General features: G+C 73.2%; 12 protein-coding genes. 8 read left to right on the forward strand and 4 right to left on the reverse strand.

Annotated features, from left to right (window positions below; translation table 11 throughout):
* The 5 genes from ACGFRG_RS15970 (at position 1) to ACGFRG_RS15990 (ending at position 8074) form a co-directional block, all read left to right on the forward strand.
* Positions 1 to 4458: a beta-ketoacyl synthase N-terminal-like domain-containing protein gene (locus ACGFRG_RS15970; protein ID WP_393264308.1), complete on the forward strand. Its 4458-nt coding sequence runs from the start codon at positions 1 to 3 to the stop codon at positions 4456 to 4458.
* Positions 4455 to 4856, forward strand: coding sequence for an acyl carrier protein (locus ACGFRG_RS15975; RefSeq protein WP_393264311.1), 402 nt, complete (start codon positions 4455 to 4457; stop codon positions 4854 to 4856). The genes ACGFRG_RS15970 and ACGFRG_RS15975 overlap by 4 nt, the downstream gene beginning before the upstream one ends.
* Positions 4847 to 5713, forward strand: coding sequence for an alpha/beta hydrolase (locus ACGFRG_RS15980; RefSeq protein WP_361419255.1), 867 nt, complete (start codon positions 4847 to 4849; stop codon positions 5711 to 5713). Before ACGFRG_RS15975 ends, ACGFRG_RS15980 begins: the two co-directional genes overlap by 10 nt.
* On the forward strand, positions 5710 to 6918 hold the full coding sequence (locus tag ACGFRG_RS15985; protein ID WP_393264314.1) for a glycosyltransferase: 1209 nt from the start codon (positions 5710 to 5712) through the stop codon (positions 6916 to 6918). The genes ACGFRG_RS15980 and ACGFRG_RS15985 overlap by 4 nt, the downstream gene beginning before the upstream one ends.
* Before the next feature lie 97 nt (positions 6919 to 7015).
* Positions 7016 to 8074, forward strand: a complete 1059-nt coding sequence (locus tag ACGFRG_RS15990) for a class I SAM-dependent methyltransferase (protein WP_393264316.1) — start codon at positions 7016 to 7018, stop codon at positions 8072 to 8074.
* 42 nt (positions 8075 to 8116) lie between these two features.
* Here the strand turns inward: ACGFRG_RS15990 and ACGFRG_RS15995 are convergent, their stop codons facing one another.
* Entirely contained in the window at positions 8117 to 9187 is a 1071-nt protein-coding gene (locus tag ACGFRG_RS15995; protein WP_393264319.1) for an ATP-dependent DNA ligase, read from the reverse strand.
* An 80-nt stretch (positions 9188 to 9267) separates the two neighbouring features.
* Between ACGFRG_RS15995 and ligD the strand changes: the two genes are divergently transcribed.
* Positions 9268 to 10326 (forward strand): non-homologous end-joining DNA ligase, encoded by a 1059-nt coding sequence (gene ligD, locus ACGFRG_RS16000; protein WP_393264322.1) that lies wholly within the window; start codon positions 9268 to 9270, stop codon positions 10324 to 10326.
* An 81-nt stretch (positions 10327 to 10407) separates the two neighbouring features.
* Here ligD and ACGFRG_RS16005 read toward each other — a convergent pair whose 3' ends face one another.
* On the reverse strand, positions 10408 to 11124 hold the full coding sequence (locus ACGFRG_RS16005; RefSeq protein ID WP_393264325.1) for a hypothetical protein: 717 nt from the start codon (positions 11122 to 11124) through the stop codon (positions 10408 to 10410).
* A 28-nt stretch (positions 11125 to 11152) separates the two neighbouring features.
* The gene (locus ACGFRG_RS16010; RefSeq protein WP_361419237.1) at positions 11153 to 11869 is read right to left on the reverse strand and encodes an IclR family transcriptional regulator; all 717 of its coding nucleotides are present in this window, start codon (positions 11867 to 11869) and stop codon (positions 11153 to 11155) included.
* A gap of 332 nt (positions 11870 to 12201) precedes the next feature.
* Between ACGFRG_RS16010 and ACGFRG_RS16015 the strand changes: the two genes are divergently transcribed.
* Entirely contained in the window at positions 12202 to 12450 is a 249-nt protein-coding gene (locus ACGFRG_RS16015) for a WhiB family transcriptional regulator (RefSeq protein ID WP_361419234.1), read from the forward strand.
* Positions 12451 to 12713: 263 nt separating this feature from the next.
* The gene (locus ACGFRG_RS16020) at positions 12714 to 14339 is read left to right on the forward strand and encodes a GMC family oxidoreductase (protein ID WP_393264329.1); all 1626 of its coding nucleotides are present in this window, start codon (positions 12714 to 12716) and stop codon (positions 14337 to 14339) included.
* Positions 14340 to 14551: 212 nt separating this feature from the next.
* On the opposite strand, the gene ACGFRG_RS16025 is transcribed toward ACGFRG_RS16020, so the two are convergent.
* Positions 14552 to 15526 carry an acyl-ACP desaturase gene (locus ACGFRG_RS16025; protein ID WP_361419228.1) on the reverse strand — a complete coding sequence of 325 codons (975 nt, stop codon included), beginning with the start codon at positions 15524 to 15526 and terminating at the stop codon, positions 14552 to 14554.
* Positions 15527 to 15663 lie beyond the last annotated feature (137 nt).

Below are 15663 nucleotides of genomic sequence, written 5' to 3' on the forward strand. Positions count from 1 at the left end.
ATGGCGGAGTCGATGAACACGGCGGGGCGTCACGTGCCCGTCGCCATTGTCGGGATGTCCGTCCTGCTGCCCGGCGCCGCCGACCTGGACGCCTACTGGCGCAACCTCGTCGACGGCGTGGACGCCATCCGCGAGGTGCCCGACGGGCGCTGGGACCCGGTCTACTACCGGCCCGGTGAGGAGAAGACCGCCGCCGACCGCGTGTACTGCCGGCGCGGCGGCTTCGTCGACGGGCTCGCCGCGATCGACGCCACGCGCTTCGGCATCATGCCGAACTCGGTCGCGGGCACCGAGCCCGACCAGCTCATCGCGCTCTCCGTCGCCGACCGGGCCGTCGCCGACGCGGGCGGCGAGGACAGGCTGCCCGCCCGCGACCGCGTCGGCGTCGTCCTCGGCCGGGGCGGCTATCTCACCCCCGGCCTGGTCCGCCTCGACCAACGGGTGCGGACGGCACACCAGTTGACCCGTACGCTCGGTGAACTGCTGCCCCAGCTCGGCCCCGGCCAACTCGACCTCGTACGGGCCGCGTTCACCGAGAAGCTGGGGCCCGAGCACCCCGAGTCGGCGATCGGCCTGGTCCCCAATCTGGCGGCCTCCCGCATCGCCGACCGGCTGGACCTGCGGGGCCCGGCGTACACCGTCGACGCGGCCTGCGCCTCCTCGCTCATCGCGGTCGACCGCGCGATCGACGAACTGTCCGCCGGGCGTTGCGACATGATGCTCGCGGGCGGGGTCCACCACTGCCACGACATCACCCTGTGGAGCGTCTTCGCCCAGTTGCGCGCGCTCTCGCCGAGCCAGCGCAGCCGCCCGTTCCACACGGCGGCCGACGGGATCCTCATCGGCGAGGGCACCGGCGTCGTCGTCCTGAAGCGGCTCGCCGACGCCGAACGCGACGGCGACCGGGTGTACGCGGTGATCCGCGGCACGGGTGTGGCCAGCGACGGCCGCGGCACCGGTCTGATGAACCCCGACCCGGGCGGCCAGACCCGTGCGGTCCGGCAGGCCTGGCGGGCGGCCGGGCTCGATCCGCGCACCCCGGACGCGATCGGACTCCTGGAGGCCCACGGCACGGGCACTCCGGCGGGTGACGCCGCCGAACTCGCCACCCTGGCAGAGGTGTTCGGTCCCTCCGCGGTCGGCGGGAGCGCGGTCATCGGCTCGGTGAAGTCGATGATCGGCCACTGCATGCCCGCCGCGGGCGTCGCCGGTCTGGTGAAGGCGGCGCTCGCCGTGCACCACGCGACCCTGCTGCCCACCCTGCACTGCGACGACCCGCACCCCGCGCTCGACCGCACCCGCTTCCGCCCGGCGGCCGAAGCCCGCCCCTGGGACGCGCCCCTGCGCCGGGCCGCCGTCAACGCGTTCGGCTTCGGCGGGATCAACGCGCATGTGGTGCTGGAACAGGCCCCGGGCGTACGGGAGTCGGCGGCAGCCGCGCCCATGCCGCTCCGCGCTGCGCTCACGCGATCCCGTGCGGACGTGCGCGAGCCGGAGCGGGTGCTGCGGATGGGCGCGGAGTCGGCCGACGGCCTCGCGCGGCTCCTGGACGCGGACGACGCGACCGTACTGGCGAGGAGCGACACCTCGGCCGCCGCGCCCGGTGCCGGCGCCCGGCTCGGGATCGTCGATCCGACCGCCAAGCGTCTCGCGCTCGCCCGCAGGGCGGTGGCCACGGGCCGCCCCTGGCGCGGCCGGGGTGACGTGTGGTTCGCCCCGCGCCCGCTCCTCGGCGGCGGTAGCGGGGGCGGAGGCAAGGTCGCCTTCGTCTTCCCGGGCCTCGAAGCGGAGTTCGCTCCTCGCGTGGACGAGGTGGTCGAGCACTACGGGCTGCGGCTGCCGGGCCGTGCGTACACCGAGGCGACGGACGTGGCCCGGCACGGGCTCGGTGTGCTGCGGGTCGGGCGGGTCCTCGACGCGGCCCTGCGCGCGATGGGCGTCGAGCCGGACGGTGTGGCCGGACACAGCGTCGGCGAGTGGATGGCGATGATCGCGGGCGGGCTGTTCCCCGCCGACAGCACCGACGACTTCTTCGCGGCCTTCGACCCCGACTCGCTGCGGGTGCCGGGCCTGGCGTTCGCGGCGATCGGCGCCTCGGCGGCCAGAGTGACCGAAGCGCTCGCGGGCCGCGCGGACGTGGTGCTCTCGCACGACAACTCCCCGAGCCAGTCGATGGTCTGCGGCCCCGAGCGGCCGGTCGCGGAGTTCGTGGCGAAGCTGCGGGCCGAGCAGGTGCTGTGCCAGGTGCTCCCGTTCCGCTCCGGCTTCCACACCCCGATGCTCGCGCCGTATCTGGGCCCGCTGACGCAGGGCCTGAACGCGGCTCGGATCCTCGCGCCGCGCGTCCCGGTCTGGTCCGGCACCACGGCGGCCCCGTTCCCGGCCGCCCCCGACCAGGTCCGGGCCCTGTTCGTACGCCATCTGCTGGAGCCGGTACGGTTCCGCCCACTCGTCGACGCGATGTACGCGGCCGGGTTCCGCGCGTTCATCCAGATGGGGACGGGACGGCTCACCTCGCTGATCGACGACACGCTCAGGTCGCGCGACCACCTCACCCTGTCGGCCAACTCGCCCCAGCGCGGCGGGCTCGCCCAACTGCTCCGGGTGGAGACGGGGTTGTGGGCGGAGGGGTACGAGCCGATGCCCCGACGGCCTCGCGCGTCCGGCGTTCGCACGCGCCCCGCCACCCCTCTCGACCTCGGCGCCGCGCTCATCCCCCTCGACCCCGGCCGCCGCGACGCGCTCCGGGCCGGGCTCGTACCCCGTACGAACGGTGAACAGCCGTACCCGGCACCATCGTTGGGCGCGGAGGTCGTACGCCGCCACCCCGTCGCCGCCGAGCTCGACGCGTTGCTGAGGGAGACGGCCGAGAGCGTCACCGCCGTGCTGGAGGCGGCGCGTGCGCCTGTCGATCCGCCCGCCCCGCCGGTGCCCGCCGAGCGGCACACGCGGCTGCGGGTGTCCACGGAGGCGATGCCCCACCTCCTCGACCACTGCTTCTTCCCGCAGCGGCCCGGCTGGCCGGAGGCGGCCGACCGGTATCCCGTAGTCCCGGCCACCACCGTCCTGCACCACCTCATGGCCGCCGCCGAGGAGGCCGCGCCGGGGCACCGGGCCGTCGCCGTACGCGACGTACGGCTGGAGAAGTGGGTCAGCGCGGCTGCGGCCGTGGACGTCACCGTCACCGCCCGCCCGCAGGGCCCCGGCCGGATGGCGGTCGCGTTCGGCCCGTACGCCCGCGCGACCGTGCACCTCGCCGCCGCCTGGCCGCCGCCCCCGCCCGCGCCGCCCCTCGACACCGTCGGCGAGCGTCCGGCGGAGATCCGCGCGGCGCAGCTGTACGAGGACCGGTGGATGTTCCACGGCCCCGCCTTCCAGGGCGTGACCGCGCTCACCGGCGTCGGCCCGGCGCACGTGCGGGGCACGATCACCGCGCCGCCCGCCCCGGGAGCGCTGCTCGACAACGTCGGCCAGCTCCTCGGCTACTGGCTGATGTCGACCCACCCCGAACGGACGGTCGTCTTCCCGGTGGCGATCGGCGAAGTGCGTCTGTACGGGCCGCAGCCGCGCACCGGCACCCCCGTCGACTGCCACGCCACCATCACCTCGCTCACCGAGGACACCCTCCTCGCCGATGTCCGCCTCACACTCCCCGACGGCACGGTGTGGGCGGAGATCTCGGGCTGGCGCGACCGCCGCTTCTCGGGGCTCGACGCGCGCAGGACCGGGGGATACCCGGAGCGCCGCGCCCTGTCCGAACCCCGGCCCGGCGGCTGGTGCCTGCTCCGGGACGTCTGGCCGGACCTGGCCTCCCGCGATCTGCTGATGCGTACGCAACTGGGCGCCGCCGAGCGGGAGGTGTACGAGGCGCGGCCGCCGCGTGGACGGCGGCAGTGGCTGCTCGGCCGGATCGCGGCCAAGGACGCGGTACGGCGGTGGCTGTGGGAGCGCGGCGAGGGCGCGGTGTTCCCGGCCGAGATCGCGATCGAGAACGAGGAGTCGGGCCGCCCGTACGCCGTCGGCGTGCACGGCCGGGTGCTGCCGCCGCTGGAGCTGTCGCTGGCCCATCGGGGCGAGCTGGCGGTGGCGATCGTCCGACCCGGCCCGAGCGCCGTCGGCATCGACATCGAGCACGTCACCGACCGCGCCCCCGACACCCACCGCGTCGCCCTCGGCCCCGCCGAGCTCGCGCTCCTCGCACGGCTCACCGCCGCCACGGACGACTCCGAAGCCCTGTGGTTCACCCGCTTCTGGGCGGCCAAGGAAGCGGTCGCCAAGGCGGAGGGCACCGGATTCGGCGGCCGCCCACACGCCTTCGCGGTGACGCACGCGACCCCCGAGGACCTGGTCGTCACCGTCGACGACCGCCACCACCAGGTCCGTTGCACCCTGCTCGACCCCGCCTACGTCGTGGCCTGGACCACGTCCTTAGTGCCCCCCAAGGAGAGTGCTCAGTGACCACCAGCGAACTGCCGACCGGCGCCGCCCCGCTCGCAGCGCCGGACCAGAAGACCGCTCCCGACCGGTTGCCCGTTCCGGACGAGAAGACCGTGCTGGCCGAGATCGCCGGGCTGATCGTGACGGTGCTCGGGGAGTACGCCCCCGATCCCGCCGACATCCGCCCGGACACCCTGTTCGGCGACGACCTGGAGCTGGAGAGCATCGACCTCGTCATGCTCTCCGCGCAGCTCCAGGAGTGGTACGGCGAGCGCGTCAACTTCGCCGAGTTCGTGGCCGGTCTGGAGATCGACGAGGTCATCGCGCTCTCCGTCGGACGCCTCGTCGACCACGTCGTGGCGTGCCTGGGCGCGGAACCGGCGGCGGCGCCCGGACCGGGAGCCGTCCGATGGTCATGATCCGGGCGAACGGGCTCGGGCTGCACGTACAGCGACTGGCTCCCCGGCGCCACCACCCGTACGGCACCGTCGTGTTCATCCACGGCGCCTTCATCGACAGCCTCGCCAGCTTCTACTTCACCCTCGGCCCGGCGTTCGCCGCCGCCGGGTTCGACGCCGTGATGTACGACCTGCGCGGCCACGGCCGCAGCGAACGCCCCCCGACCGGCTACGCCCTGGAACACTTCACGGCCGATCTCGACGGCCTGCTCGACGAGCTGGACGTCGCCGGACCCGCCCACCTGGTCGGCAACTCCTTCGGCGGCACGGTCGCCCTCGACTATGTCGTGCACCGGCCCGAACGCGTCGCCACCGTCACCGTGATCGAGTCGGGCCCGGCCAACCGGGCCTGGTCCGAGACCATGTCGGCGGCCCTGCGCCAGGCCGGGGACATGCCCGACGACGACGCCCTGATCTGGTTCACCGAGCAGTACGGAACGCTCTCCTCCACCCGGACCGGCGACCCCCGGCACGACGCGCACATCCGCCGGCTCGGCCTGGCCGCCGGACGTCTGGTGCGGTCCACGACGATCGCCCGGGACATCCCGGCCGGCCGGGTCCTCAGCGACGCGCAGCTGAGGCGGGTGCGCTGCCCGGTGCTGCTCATCAACGGGCAGGAGGGCCTGGTGGCCGCCGAGGCCGCCCGGCTGCGGTCGCTGCTGCCGCGCTGCCGGGTCGCCGTCGTGCCGGGGCAGAAGCACTCGGTCCTGGTCGAGGCCGCCGACACGGTGGGCGAGCTGGCGCTCGGCTGGATCCGTCAACATGCGGCAGACGTGAGGGAGTTGGCTGAGCCGAGCGAGACGGGGTCGGCACGGTGAGCCGGTTCCTCTTCGTCGTGCCGCCGCTGACCGGGCACATCAACCCGGCCGCCGCCGTCGCCGCCGAGCTGGGCGCCCGTGGGCACGAGGTGGCCTGGGCGGGGCGGCCCGAGGTCGTCGGGCGGCTGGTGGACGGACGACCAAAGGTGTACGAGTGCGCCGGGCCCGACAGCATCGAGGGGCTGCGGCCGCCGCGGCTGCGCGGGGTCGCGGCGCTGAAGTTCCTCTGGGACGACTTCCTGGGCCCGCTCGCCGAGGCGATGGCACCCGGGGTCGCGGCCGCGATCGGCGCCTTCCGCCCGGACATCGTGGTCGGCGACCAGCAGACGGTGGCGGGCGCGCTGGTCGCCGAACGGCTCGGCGTCCCGTACGCGACCTCGTCCACCACTTCCGCCGAGCTCGCCGACAGCATGGCCGGACTGCCGGGTGTCGAAGGCTGGCTCACCGCGCTGCTCGGGCGGCTGCGCCGGCGCATCGGTGACCCGGCGGCCACCGGCGATCCGCGCTTCTCGCCGCTGCTGACGCTGGCCTTCACCACCCCCGAGCTGGTCGGCTCCTATCCCGCCCCCGCCACCGACCTGCGGTTTGTCGGCCCGGCGCTGTCCGCCTTCAGGCGCTCCGGCGCCGGGGACTTCCCCTGGCAGTGGCTCGATCTCGCGCCCGGGACCCCGCCGGTCCTGATCACGCTCGGCACGGCGAACCCGGACGCGGGCGGCCGTTTCCTCGCCGAGAGCGTGGCGGCCGTACGCGCCCGGACCGGGCGGCTGCGCGCGGTGGTCTGCGACCCCGGCGGGCTGCTCGGGCCCGTCGCGTCCGGGCCCGATGTGCTGGTGCGGGCGTCGCTGCCCCAAGTCGCGCTCCTGGAGCGGATGTCGGCGGTCGTCTGCCACGCCGGGCACAACACAGTCACGGAGGCGCTGTGGCACGGCGTGCCGCTGGTCGTGGCGCCGATCCGGGACGACCAGCCGGTGGTGGCGGCCCAAGTGGTGGGCGCCGGAGCCGGGTTGCGGGTCAGGTTCGGCCGGGCGGGGCGCGAGCAGATCGGCGCGGCGCTCGACGCCGTGGTGAGCGAACCCCGGTACCGGGAGGCGGCCCACCGTCTGCGGGACGCGTTCCGCAAGGCGGGCGGTGAGTCGGCGGCCGCCACGCATCTGGAGGAGCTCGCGTCGGCGGTCGCGCCCGGCGCGGCGCGTGCACCCCGATAGGACCGGCGCCGACAGAGCCCCCGACCGGACGCAGAACGCAAGCCGGAGAGCAGAGACACACAGGACGCAGGCCAGAGAGCAGAGAGAAGGACCGGACATGCCAAGCCGAGAACAGATCGCCGCACTCCGCCCGGCGTACCGCGAAGAGCTGGCCAAGGGCATAGCCCGGTTCTTCCTCCCGGCGCGCACCAACTGCCCCTGGTGCCTGGGGCCCGACCTGCGGCGCAAGTTCCGTACCGGCGACCTCATCCAGGACAAGCCGGGGGAGTTCGTGCTCGACGAATGTCTCGGCTGCGGCCACATCTTCCAGAACCCGCGCCTCAGCCAGGAGGGCCTGGACTTCTACTACCGGGACTTCTACGACGGCCTGGGCGCCGAGACGACGGCCAAGATGTTCGAGGGCAACGGCAGCAGGAAGCGGTTCCGCCGCAGCGCGCGGGCGCTGCGGCGGGTCGCCCTGCCCGGCCGCTGGCTGGACGTCGGCACCTCGCTCGGCCACTTCTGCGCGGCCGCCAAGGAGGTGCTGCCGGACACGGCGTTCGACGGCCTGGACATGGGTGAGGGCGTCGAGCACGCGGCGAAGGAGGGGCGTGTCGAGCAGGCGTACCGTGGTCTGTTCGTGGATCTGGCGGACTCGATGCCGGGCCGGTACGACGTGGTCAGCATGTTCCACTACCTGGAGCACACCCTCGACCCGCACCGCGAACTCACCGCAGCGCACACGGCGTTGGCGCCCGGCGGGCATCTGATGATCGAGGTGCCCGACCCGCAGTCGCTCTGCGGGCGGCTGCTCGGGCGGCTCTGGCTGCCGTGGTTCCAGCCCCAGCACCTCAACCTCATCCCGATGAGCAACCTCTGCACCCGGCTGCGCAACCTCGGCTTCACCGTCGTGGTGGCCGAGCGGCGCGACGCCCACATCCCGGCGGATCTGGTCTGCGCCACGTGGTTCCTGTTCAGCCGTCTGCTGCCGCCGGACGACGTCCCCTGGCGGCCGAAGCGCCCCGGCCGGGTCAGCCGGGTGGTGCGCTCGGCGATGGTGTGGACCGCGCTGCCGTTCCTGCTCGCGGTGTACGGCATCGACCAGCTGCTGAACCCGCTGCTGAGGCGTACCCGGTTCTCCAACGCGTACCGGGTGATCGCGCGGCGGGACGGCTGAAGGGGGGGCGGGGCGGCTGGCGGAGGGCGGGGCAGCGGAGAGTTACCGGCCCGACAGGACCTCGGACAGGTCGTAGCGGACCGGCTCCTCCAGCTGGGCGTACGTACAGCTCTCGGGGTCCCGGTCCGGGCGCCAGCGGCGGAACTGGGCCGTGTGCCGGAAGCGGTCGCCCTCCATGTGGTCGTACGCCACCTCGCAGACCCGGGACGGCCGCACCGCCACCCACGACAGATCCTTCTTGCCGGTCCACCGGCTCTGCGCGCCGGGCAGCCGGGCGCTCTCGTGGGCGGCCGCCTCCAGCCAGGCCGCCCAGGGGTGGCCGTCGCCCACCGGGTCGTCCATGAGCAGCGGAGCCAGCTCCTCCACCAGTTCGGCCCGCCGCTTCATGGGGAAGGCGGCGCAGACGCCGATGTGCTGGAGCGCGCCCGAGTCGTCGTACAGGCCGAGGAGCAGGGAACCCACGACCGGTCCGCTCTTGTGGAAGCGGTAGCCCGCGACCACCACATCGGCCGTACGCTCATGCTTGATCTTGAACATCAGCCGGGCGTCCGGCCGGTACAGCAGATCGAGCGGCTTGGCCACGATGCCGTCGAGCCCGGCGCCCTCGTACCGCTCGAACCACTCCTGCGCCTGGGCGGCGTCCGTGGTGGCGGGCGCGATGTGCACGGGGGCGGTGACGCCGTTCAGCGCCTCGACCAGCGCGGCGCGGCGCTCGGCCAGCGGGGTGTCGAGCAGCGACTCGTCGCCCAGGGCCAGCAGATCGAAGGCGACGAAGCTGGCGGGGGTCTGCTCGGCGAGCAGTTTCACGCGGGAGGCGGCGGGGTGGATGCGCTCGGTGAGCCGGTCGAAGTCGAGGCGGCCGTCGTGGACGATGACGATCTCGCCGTCGACGACGCAGCGCTGGGGCAGGCGCTCGGTCAGGGCCTCGGCGAGTTCGGGGAAGTAGCGGGTCAGCGGCTTGCCGTTGCGGCTGCCGATGACGATCTCGGGCCCGTCGCGGTGCACGATCGCCCGGAACCCGTCCCACTTCGCCTCGTACTGCATACCGGGCGGAATCTTCGCGACGGATTTGGCGAGCATGGGCTTCATGGGCGGCATGACGGGCAGGTCCATGTACAGATTCTCGCCGTATTGGCATTATGTCCGCCATTTACGATATGCGTGTCATGTGGTGGCGGCCTACCGTGGCGGACATGGGCACGAGCAAGAGCGAGGCGGTCGAGCTGGAGGTGGCCGGGCGGACGGTGAGGCTGTCGAACCCGCACAAGGTGTACTTCCCGGAGGGCGGCACGGGCGGTGGCGGGGCCGGATACACCAAGCTGGACGTGGCCGAGTACTACATCGCCGTCGCCGACGGGATCACCCGCGCCCTGCGCGACCGCCCGACCACGCTGGAGCGCTACCCCGACGGGGTCGACGGCGAGTCCTTCTTCCAGAAGCGGGCGCCCAAGAACCTCCCCGAGTGGATCCCGACCGCCCGGATCTCCTTCCCCAGCGGCCGCCACGCCGACGAGATCTGCCCGACCGAGCCGGCCGCCGTCCTGTGGGCCGCGAATCTGGGCTGTCTGACCTTCCACCCCTGGCCGGTACGCCGCGAGGCCACCGACCACCCCGACGAACTCCGCATCGACCTGGACCCGCAGCCGGGGACGGACTTCGACGACGCGGTGCCCGTGGCGCACGAACTGCGCGCGCTCCTCGACGAGGTGGGGATGCGGGGCTGGCCCAAGACGTCCGGCGGCCGGGGGATCCACGTCTTCGTCCCCATCGAACCCCGCTGGACCTTCACCGAGGTGCGGCGCTGCGCCATCGCGATCGGCCGCGAGCTGGAGCGGCGGATGGATGGCCGGGTCACCACGGCGTGGTGGAAGGAGGAGCGCGGCGAGCGGATCTTCGTCGACTACAACCAGACGGCCCGCGACCGCACGATCGCCTCGGCCTACTCGATCCGCCCCAAGCCGCACGCCCCGGTCTCGGCCCCACTGCGCTGGGACGAGTTGGACGACGTTCACCCCAAGGACTTCGACCTGCGCACGATGCCCACGCGCTACGCCGAACTGGGCGACGTCCACGCGGACATGGACGACCACGCGTACAGCCTGGACCCCTTGCTGGAGCTGGCCGCCCGCGACGAACACGACCGCGAACTGGGCGACATGCCCTACCCACCGGACTACCCGAAGATGCCGGGCGAACCGAAGCGGGTACAGCCGAGCCGGGCGAAGAAGGGGGCGGGGGAGGACAGGCCCTAGGGCTCCGGCCCCGAACGGTTCACCGGCGCTCCGGTCTGCCGCTCCCGCTGGTCAGCTCATCCGGCCGACGCCGCGAGCGCGCTATCTGGGGTCCACCCACAGCGCCGAAGCGAGCGCGCAGAGGTCGCCGTCGGCCGTGGACAGGGCGACTCCCATGCGGTGCTTGCGGCCTTCTTCCGAGAGGATCCACGCGTAGGACACCAGACGCGAGGAGACCGGGACCGGCTGGAGCAGGCGGGCCGTGAGTGAGGCGGTCACCGCGCCCGGCCGCATCGCACCCCGCAGGCGGCCCGCCGCGTTTCCGGGGCAGTCGAGGGCGCCCCACACCAGCTCCGGGCGCAGTATTCCCTCGGGGTCGGCGAGCGCGGGTCCGGCCGTCCAGGCCGTGGCGACCAGATCCCTCCCCGGAACGGTGCCGCAGTGCTGGCGCAACCCCGTGTCGGGCGTGCGGTCCAGGCCGCAGCCGAAGCAGTCCACGGCGCCCTCCGGCGGAGCCGCGCGGTACGCCTCGGCCGCCGCCGACGCCTGGGCCCAGGAAGGCGGTTCGGGGACTTCGAGGTCCAGCTCGTCGGGCGTGGCCACCGCGAGCACCCCGTCCGCGCCGGTCAGCACGGCTCCACCACCAGCGGTCTCCGCGAGCTCCACCGGCACCTCCACCGGGGTCGGCCGCCGGAAGTCCACCCGTACGGTCTTGGCAGCCGCCTGCCCGGCGAGCACCCCCGCTACAAAACCGCCGAACGCCACCCCGGGATACCCCCGCAGATGGCCGGGCACCGTGATCGTCTCGATGTCGGTCATGGCGCCCACTTCACCACACCACCGGACGCTACGGCGTCGGCAGGCGGCGCTCCGCCGGCGGCAGCAGCAGGATTTCCAGGGCCTGGGCGCAGGCGCGGGCGTGGGAGAGGAACCAGGGGAGGCGTTCGTCGGTGAGGAGCGTGGGGGCGCCTCGCAGGGTGAGGGCGAAGCGGGCGTGGGCGGTTCGGTCCAGGACCGGGACGGCCAGCGCACGGGTGCCGGGAGGCGCGTCGCGCGCGTGGCCGTTGGCGCGTATGGACGTCAACTCGTCGTCCAGCGCCGTCGGTTCGTCGGGTCCCGGCCAGGCCAGGAGCACTTTGCCGGGGGCCGTCGTACGCAAAGGATGGCGCAGTCCGGTCATCGGAGTGACCGCGCCGCCCGCGACGATCACCGCGTGCCGGCCGCTGCGCAGGGCGAGGTCCGCGGCGGTGCCGGTCCGCGCGGCCAGGTCCGCCAGTTCCGGCGCGGCCAGATGCAGCCCGCGCTGGTGGTACGCGAGCCGGCCCAGCTCCGTCATGGCGGGGCCCAGACGGTAGCGCGAGGTCCGCGCGTCCTGCTCCAGGAACCCCGCGCCCACGAGCGTACGGGCCAGCCGGTGCGCGGTGGAGACGGGTAACCCCAGCCGCCGGGAGAGATCGGACGCGCTCAGGTCCGGGCCGTTGTCGTGGAAGGCGTGCAGCACCTCCAGGGCGCGCTGCACCGCCTGCGCGCCGGTGGGTGTGCGCACCGTGGTGGCCTCGGTCATGTCCGCTCCCTGCCGGGTGGTGATCGACGAAGGGCTCCACACTACGGCCGCCGCTGATGGTCGCTCGGGGCGACGGCCAATGCGGCCGGAAGCGCCCTGGACCTGCCCTGAAATCAATCCGGCTCGCGTTGTCGGCGGCCGGTGGAGGACTGGGCGGATGGCCCCGTCCGACGCGGGGGAGGGGGACGGCCCCGGCGCACCCTCGTGAGCAGCGGTAATCGGCCAATTACCGTGCGATGCGGGGTGATCGCGTGTGAACGCTTGACGTCACGCGACCGCGACGTTCAACGATCATTGACCGGACGTTGATCCCGCCGGTCCAGGCTGTACGTATGTCGATCAACACCATCACCGCCGGGCCGGAACTCGCCTGGCAGGAGACCGCATTGTGCGCCCAGGCGGGGCCCGAGTTCTTCTTCCCCGCCCCCGGCAGCTCTACGCGGGAGGCCAAGCTCCTCTGCGGGAGCTGCGAGGGACGGCAGGCGTGCCTGGAGTACGCGCTGGCCAACGACGAGCGGTTCGGCGTCTGGGGCGGTCTCTCCGAGCAGGAGAGACTCCAGCTGCGGCGCAGCCGGCGCTGAGAGTCCGAGCCACGAGCCCGGCCGTCTCAGGAGTGGCCGGGTTCCGCCGAGCGGACGCGCGTGCCCGTTTCGGGGGCGGGCCGCGCGTCCGCACTCGGCATGTCCGGCGACGGACCGATGCCGACCGATGCCCGGTACCGGACATCCCGGCCATCCCCACGCCTCGCGACCGCGGGCGCCCTGGTACGCCCCACCCCCGCAGGCCATGCTGGACCGCGACCGGAACAGCATCAGCGATCACCCAAGATCCAGGCCCGGGGGGCGTGTTGAGGACAGCGGACGGTAACGGCACCCGGCGACGCGGCGAGCGAGGGACCACGTACTACGACTACATAGTCGTGGGAGCCGGCTCGGCCGGCTGTGTGCTCGCGGCGCGGCTCTCCGAGGACCCCTCGGTCCGGGTCGCGCTCATCGAGTCCGGGCCACGCGACCGCAAGCCGGAGATCAAGATCCCCGCCGCCTTCCCGAAGCTCTTCAAGACGCCGTACGACTGGGCCTTCAGCACGGCGAAGCAGGAGGCGCTGGGCGGCCGCGAGCTGTACTGGCCGCGCGGCCACACCCTCGGCGGCTCGTCCTCCATCAACGCGATGATGTGGATCCGGGGCCACCGTGAGGACTACGACGCGTGGGGCGCGGCGGGCGGGCCCGAGTGGACGCACGACCGGCTCGTCCCGTACTTCCGGCGCGCCGAGCACTGGACGGGGCCCGCCCGGGCGGACTCGGTGTACGGCACGGACGGGCCGCTGTACATCGCGCCGCCCCGCGACCCCAACCCCGTCACCTCCGCCTTCCTGGCCGCCTGCCGGGACGCCGGTATCGCCGAGCTGCCGGAGCTGAACGCCCCCGACCACTCCGGCTGCGCCCGTACGCCCGTCAACCAGCGCAAGGGGCGCCGCTGGAGCGCCGCCGACGGATATCTGAAGCCCGCCGCGCGCCGCCCCAACCTCGACATCCTCACCGAAGCACGCGTCCGCAGGCTGGAGTTCGACGGCAACCGGGTCACCGGAGTCGTGGCCGACCGGGTCCCGGACGTCCTCGCCGCCCGGCGCGAGGTCATCCTCAGTGCGGGCGCCATCGGCTCACCGCAGCTGCTGATGCTCTCCGGCATCGGCGACCCGGAGCGGCTGCGCGCGGCCGGTGTCGAGGTGCGCGTCGCGTCGCCGGACGTCGGCCGCCACCTCCAGGACCACCTCTCGTACGCGGTGATCATGCGCTGCCCGCAGCCCGTCACGCTCACCGGCGCCGACACGCTGTCCAACATCGGCCGCTTCCTGCTGCGCGGCCGGGGCCCGCTCACCTCGAACCTGGGGGAGGCGGTCGCCTTCATCCGCACCCGGCCCGAACTGGCCGCGCCGGACATCGAGTTGATCTTCGCCCCGGCGCCGTTCGTGGACCACGGACTCACCCCGCCGACCGAGCACGGCGTCACCGTCGGGGTGGTCCTGCTCCAGCCCGCGAGCGAGGGCAGCATCGAACTCGGCGGTACGGCGGTGACCACCCCGCCCCGGATCGACCCCGGTTACCTCACGGCCGAGGACGACCTGCGCCGGCTGATGGCCGGGGTGCGCCGGGCGGAGGAGCTGCTCGGCGCCGCGGCCCTCGCCCCGTACACGGCCGGACCGCTGGCGCCCTATCCGGGGCGGGTCGACGACGACCAGCTCGCGGCGGCGGTCCGCGGCTCGGCCGAGTCGCTGTACCACCCGGTGGGGACGTGCCGGATGGGCGCCGACGACGGCTCGGTCACCGACCCCCGGCTTCGGGTCCGGGGGGTCGAGGGCCTGCGTGTCGTCGACGCCTCGGTCATGCCGCGCATCACCCGCGGGCATACGCATGCGCCGACGGTGGCGCTGGCGGAGAAGGCGGCGGAGCTGATTCGCGAGGACGCGTAGACGCTCCGCGAGGAGTGCGGTTATCGGCTGCGGACCGTGCGATGGGGGTCCCCCCTGCTCGAACGAAGTTGAGAGCTTGGGGGATGGTCGCTCCCCCAAGTTCTCGAATCCGCTCGAACAGGGGGGACCCCCATCGCGGCGGAGCCGCACAATGACACTGCCCCGCGCCCCTTAATGGCCCTTCGGGCCCTCCCGTGCCCCTGAACGCGCGGCTACGCGCGGCCCCGCGCCTCCACCCGGGCCTTGCGGGCCGCCAGCTTCGCGTCGAACTTGCTCGCCTCGGCGTCCAGGCCGCCCATGTACATGCCGAGCTCTTCCTGGGCCTTGAGGCCCTCGGGGCCGAGGCCGTCGATCTCCAGGACCTTCAGGAAGCGCAGGACGGGCTGGAGCACGTCGTCGTGGTGGATGCGCAGGTTGTAGATCTCGCCTATGGCCATCTGGGCCGCCGCCCGCTCGAAGCCGGGCATGCCGTGCCCGGGCATCCGGAACCCGACGACGACGTCCCGTACGGCCTGCATGGTCAGGTCGGGGGCGAGCTCGAAGGCGGCGCCGAGCAGATTGCGGTAGAAGACCATGTGCAGGTTCTCGTCGGTCGCGATCCGCGCCAGCATGCGGTCGCAGACCGGGTCGCCCGACTGGTGGCCGGTGTTGCGGTGCGAGATGCGGGTCGCGAGCTCCTGGAAGGCGACGTACGCGACCGAGTGCAGCATCGAGTGCCGGTTGTCGGACTCGAACCCCTCCGACATGTGCGCCATCCGGAACTGCTCCAGCTTGTCCGGGTCGACGGCGCGCGAGGCCAGCAGGTAGTCGCGCATCACGATGCCGTGCCGGCCCTCCTCGGCGGTCCACCGGTGCACCCAGGTGCCCCAGGCGCCGTCACGGCCGAAGAGGCTGGCGATCTCGTGGTGGTAGCTGGGGAGGTTGTCCTCGGTCAGCAGGTTCACCACGAGCGCGATCTTGCCTATGTCCGTGACCTTGGACTGCTGCGGCTCCCACGCCTCGCCGTCCTCGAAGAGCCCCGGGAAGTTGCGCGCGTCCGACCAGGGCACGTACTCGTGCGGCATCCAGTCCTTGGCCACCTTGAGATGCCGGTTGAGCTCCTTCTCGACAACCTCCTCCAGCGCGTACAGCAGTCGGGCATCGGTCCACGCTGCCGAACTGCCGAGGTGGGGAGAGGTGATCGTCACGGGTGCTCCAGGAGGGACGGGGAAGGGGACGGGCGTTACCTACGCCTACGTAGGTTACGAGACCGTAGGTTAAGTGCGGGGTAAGCCCTAGCCAAGTCCCGTCCCTTTTCCGGTCAACTACCCTCCGTTATGTATGC

The organism is Streptomyces sp. NPDC048696 (genome assembly GCF_043198895.1).
Lineage (GTDB): Bacteria > Actinomycetota > Actinomycetes > Streptomycetales > Streptomycetaceae > Streptomyces.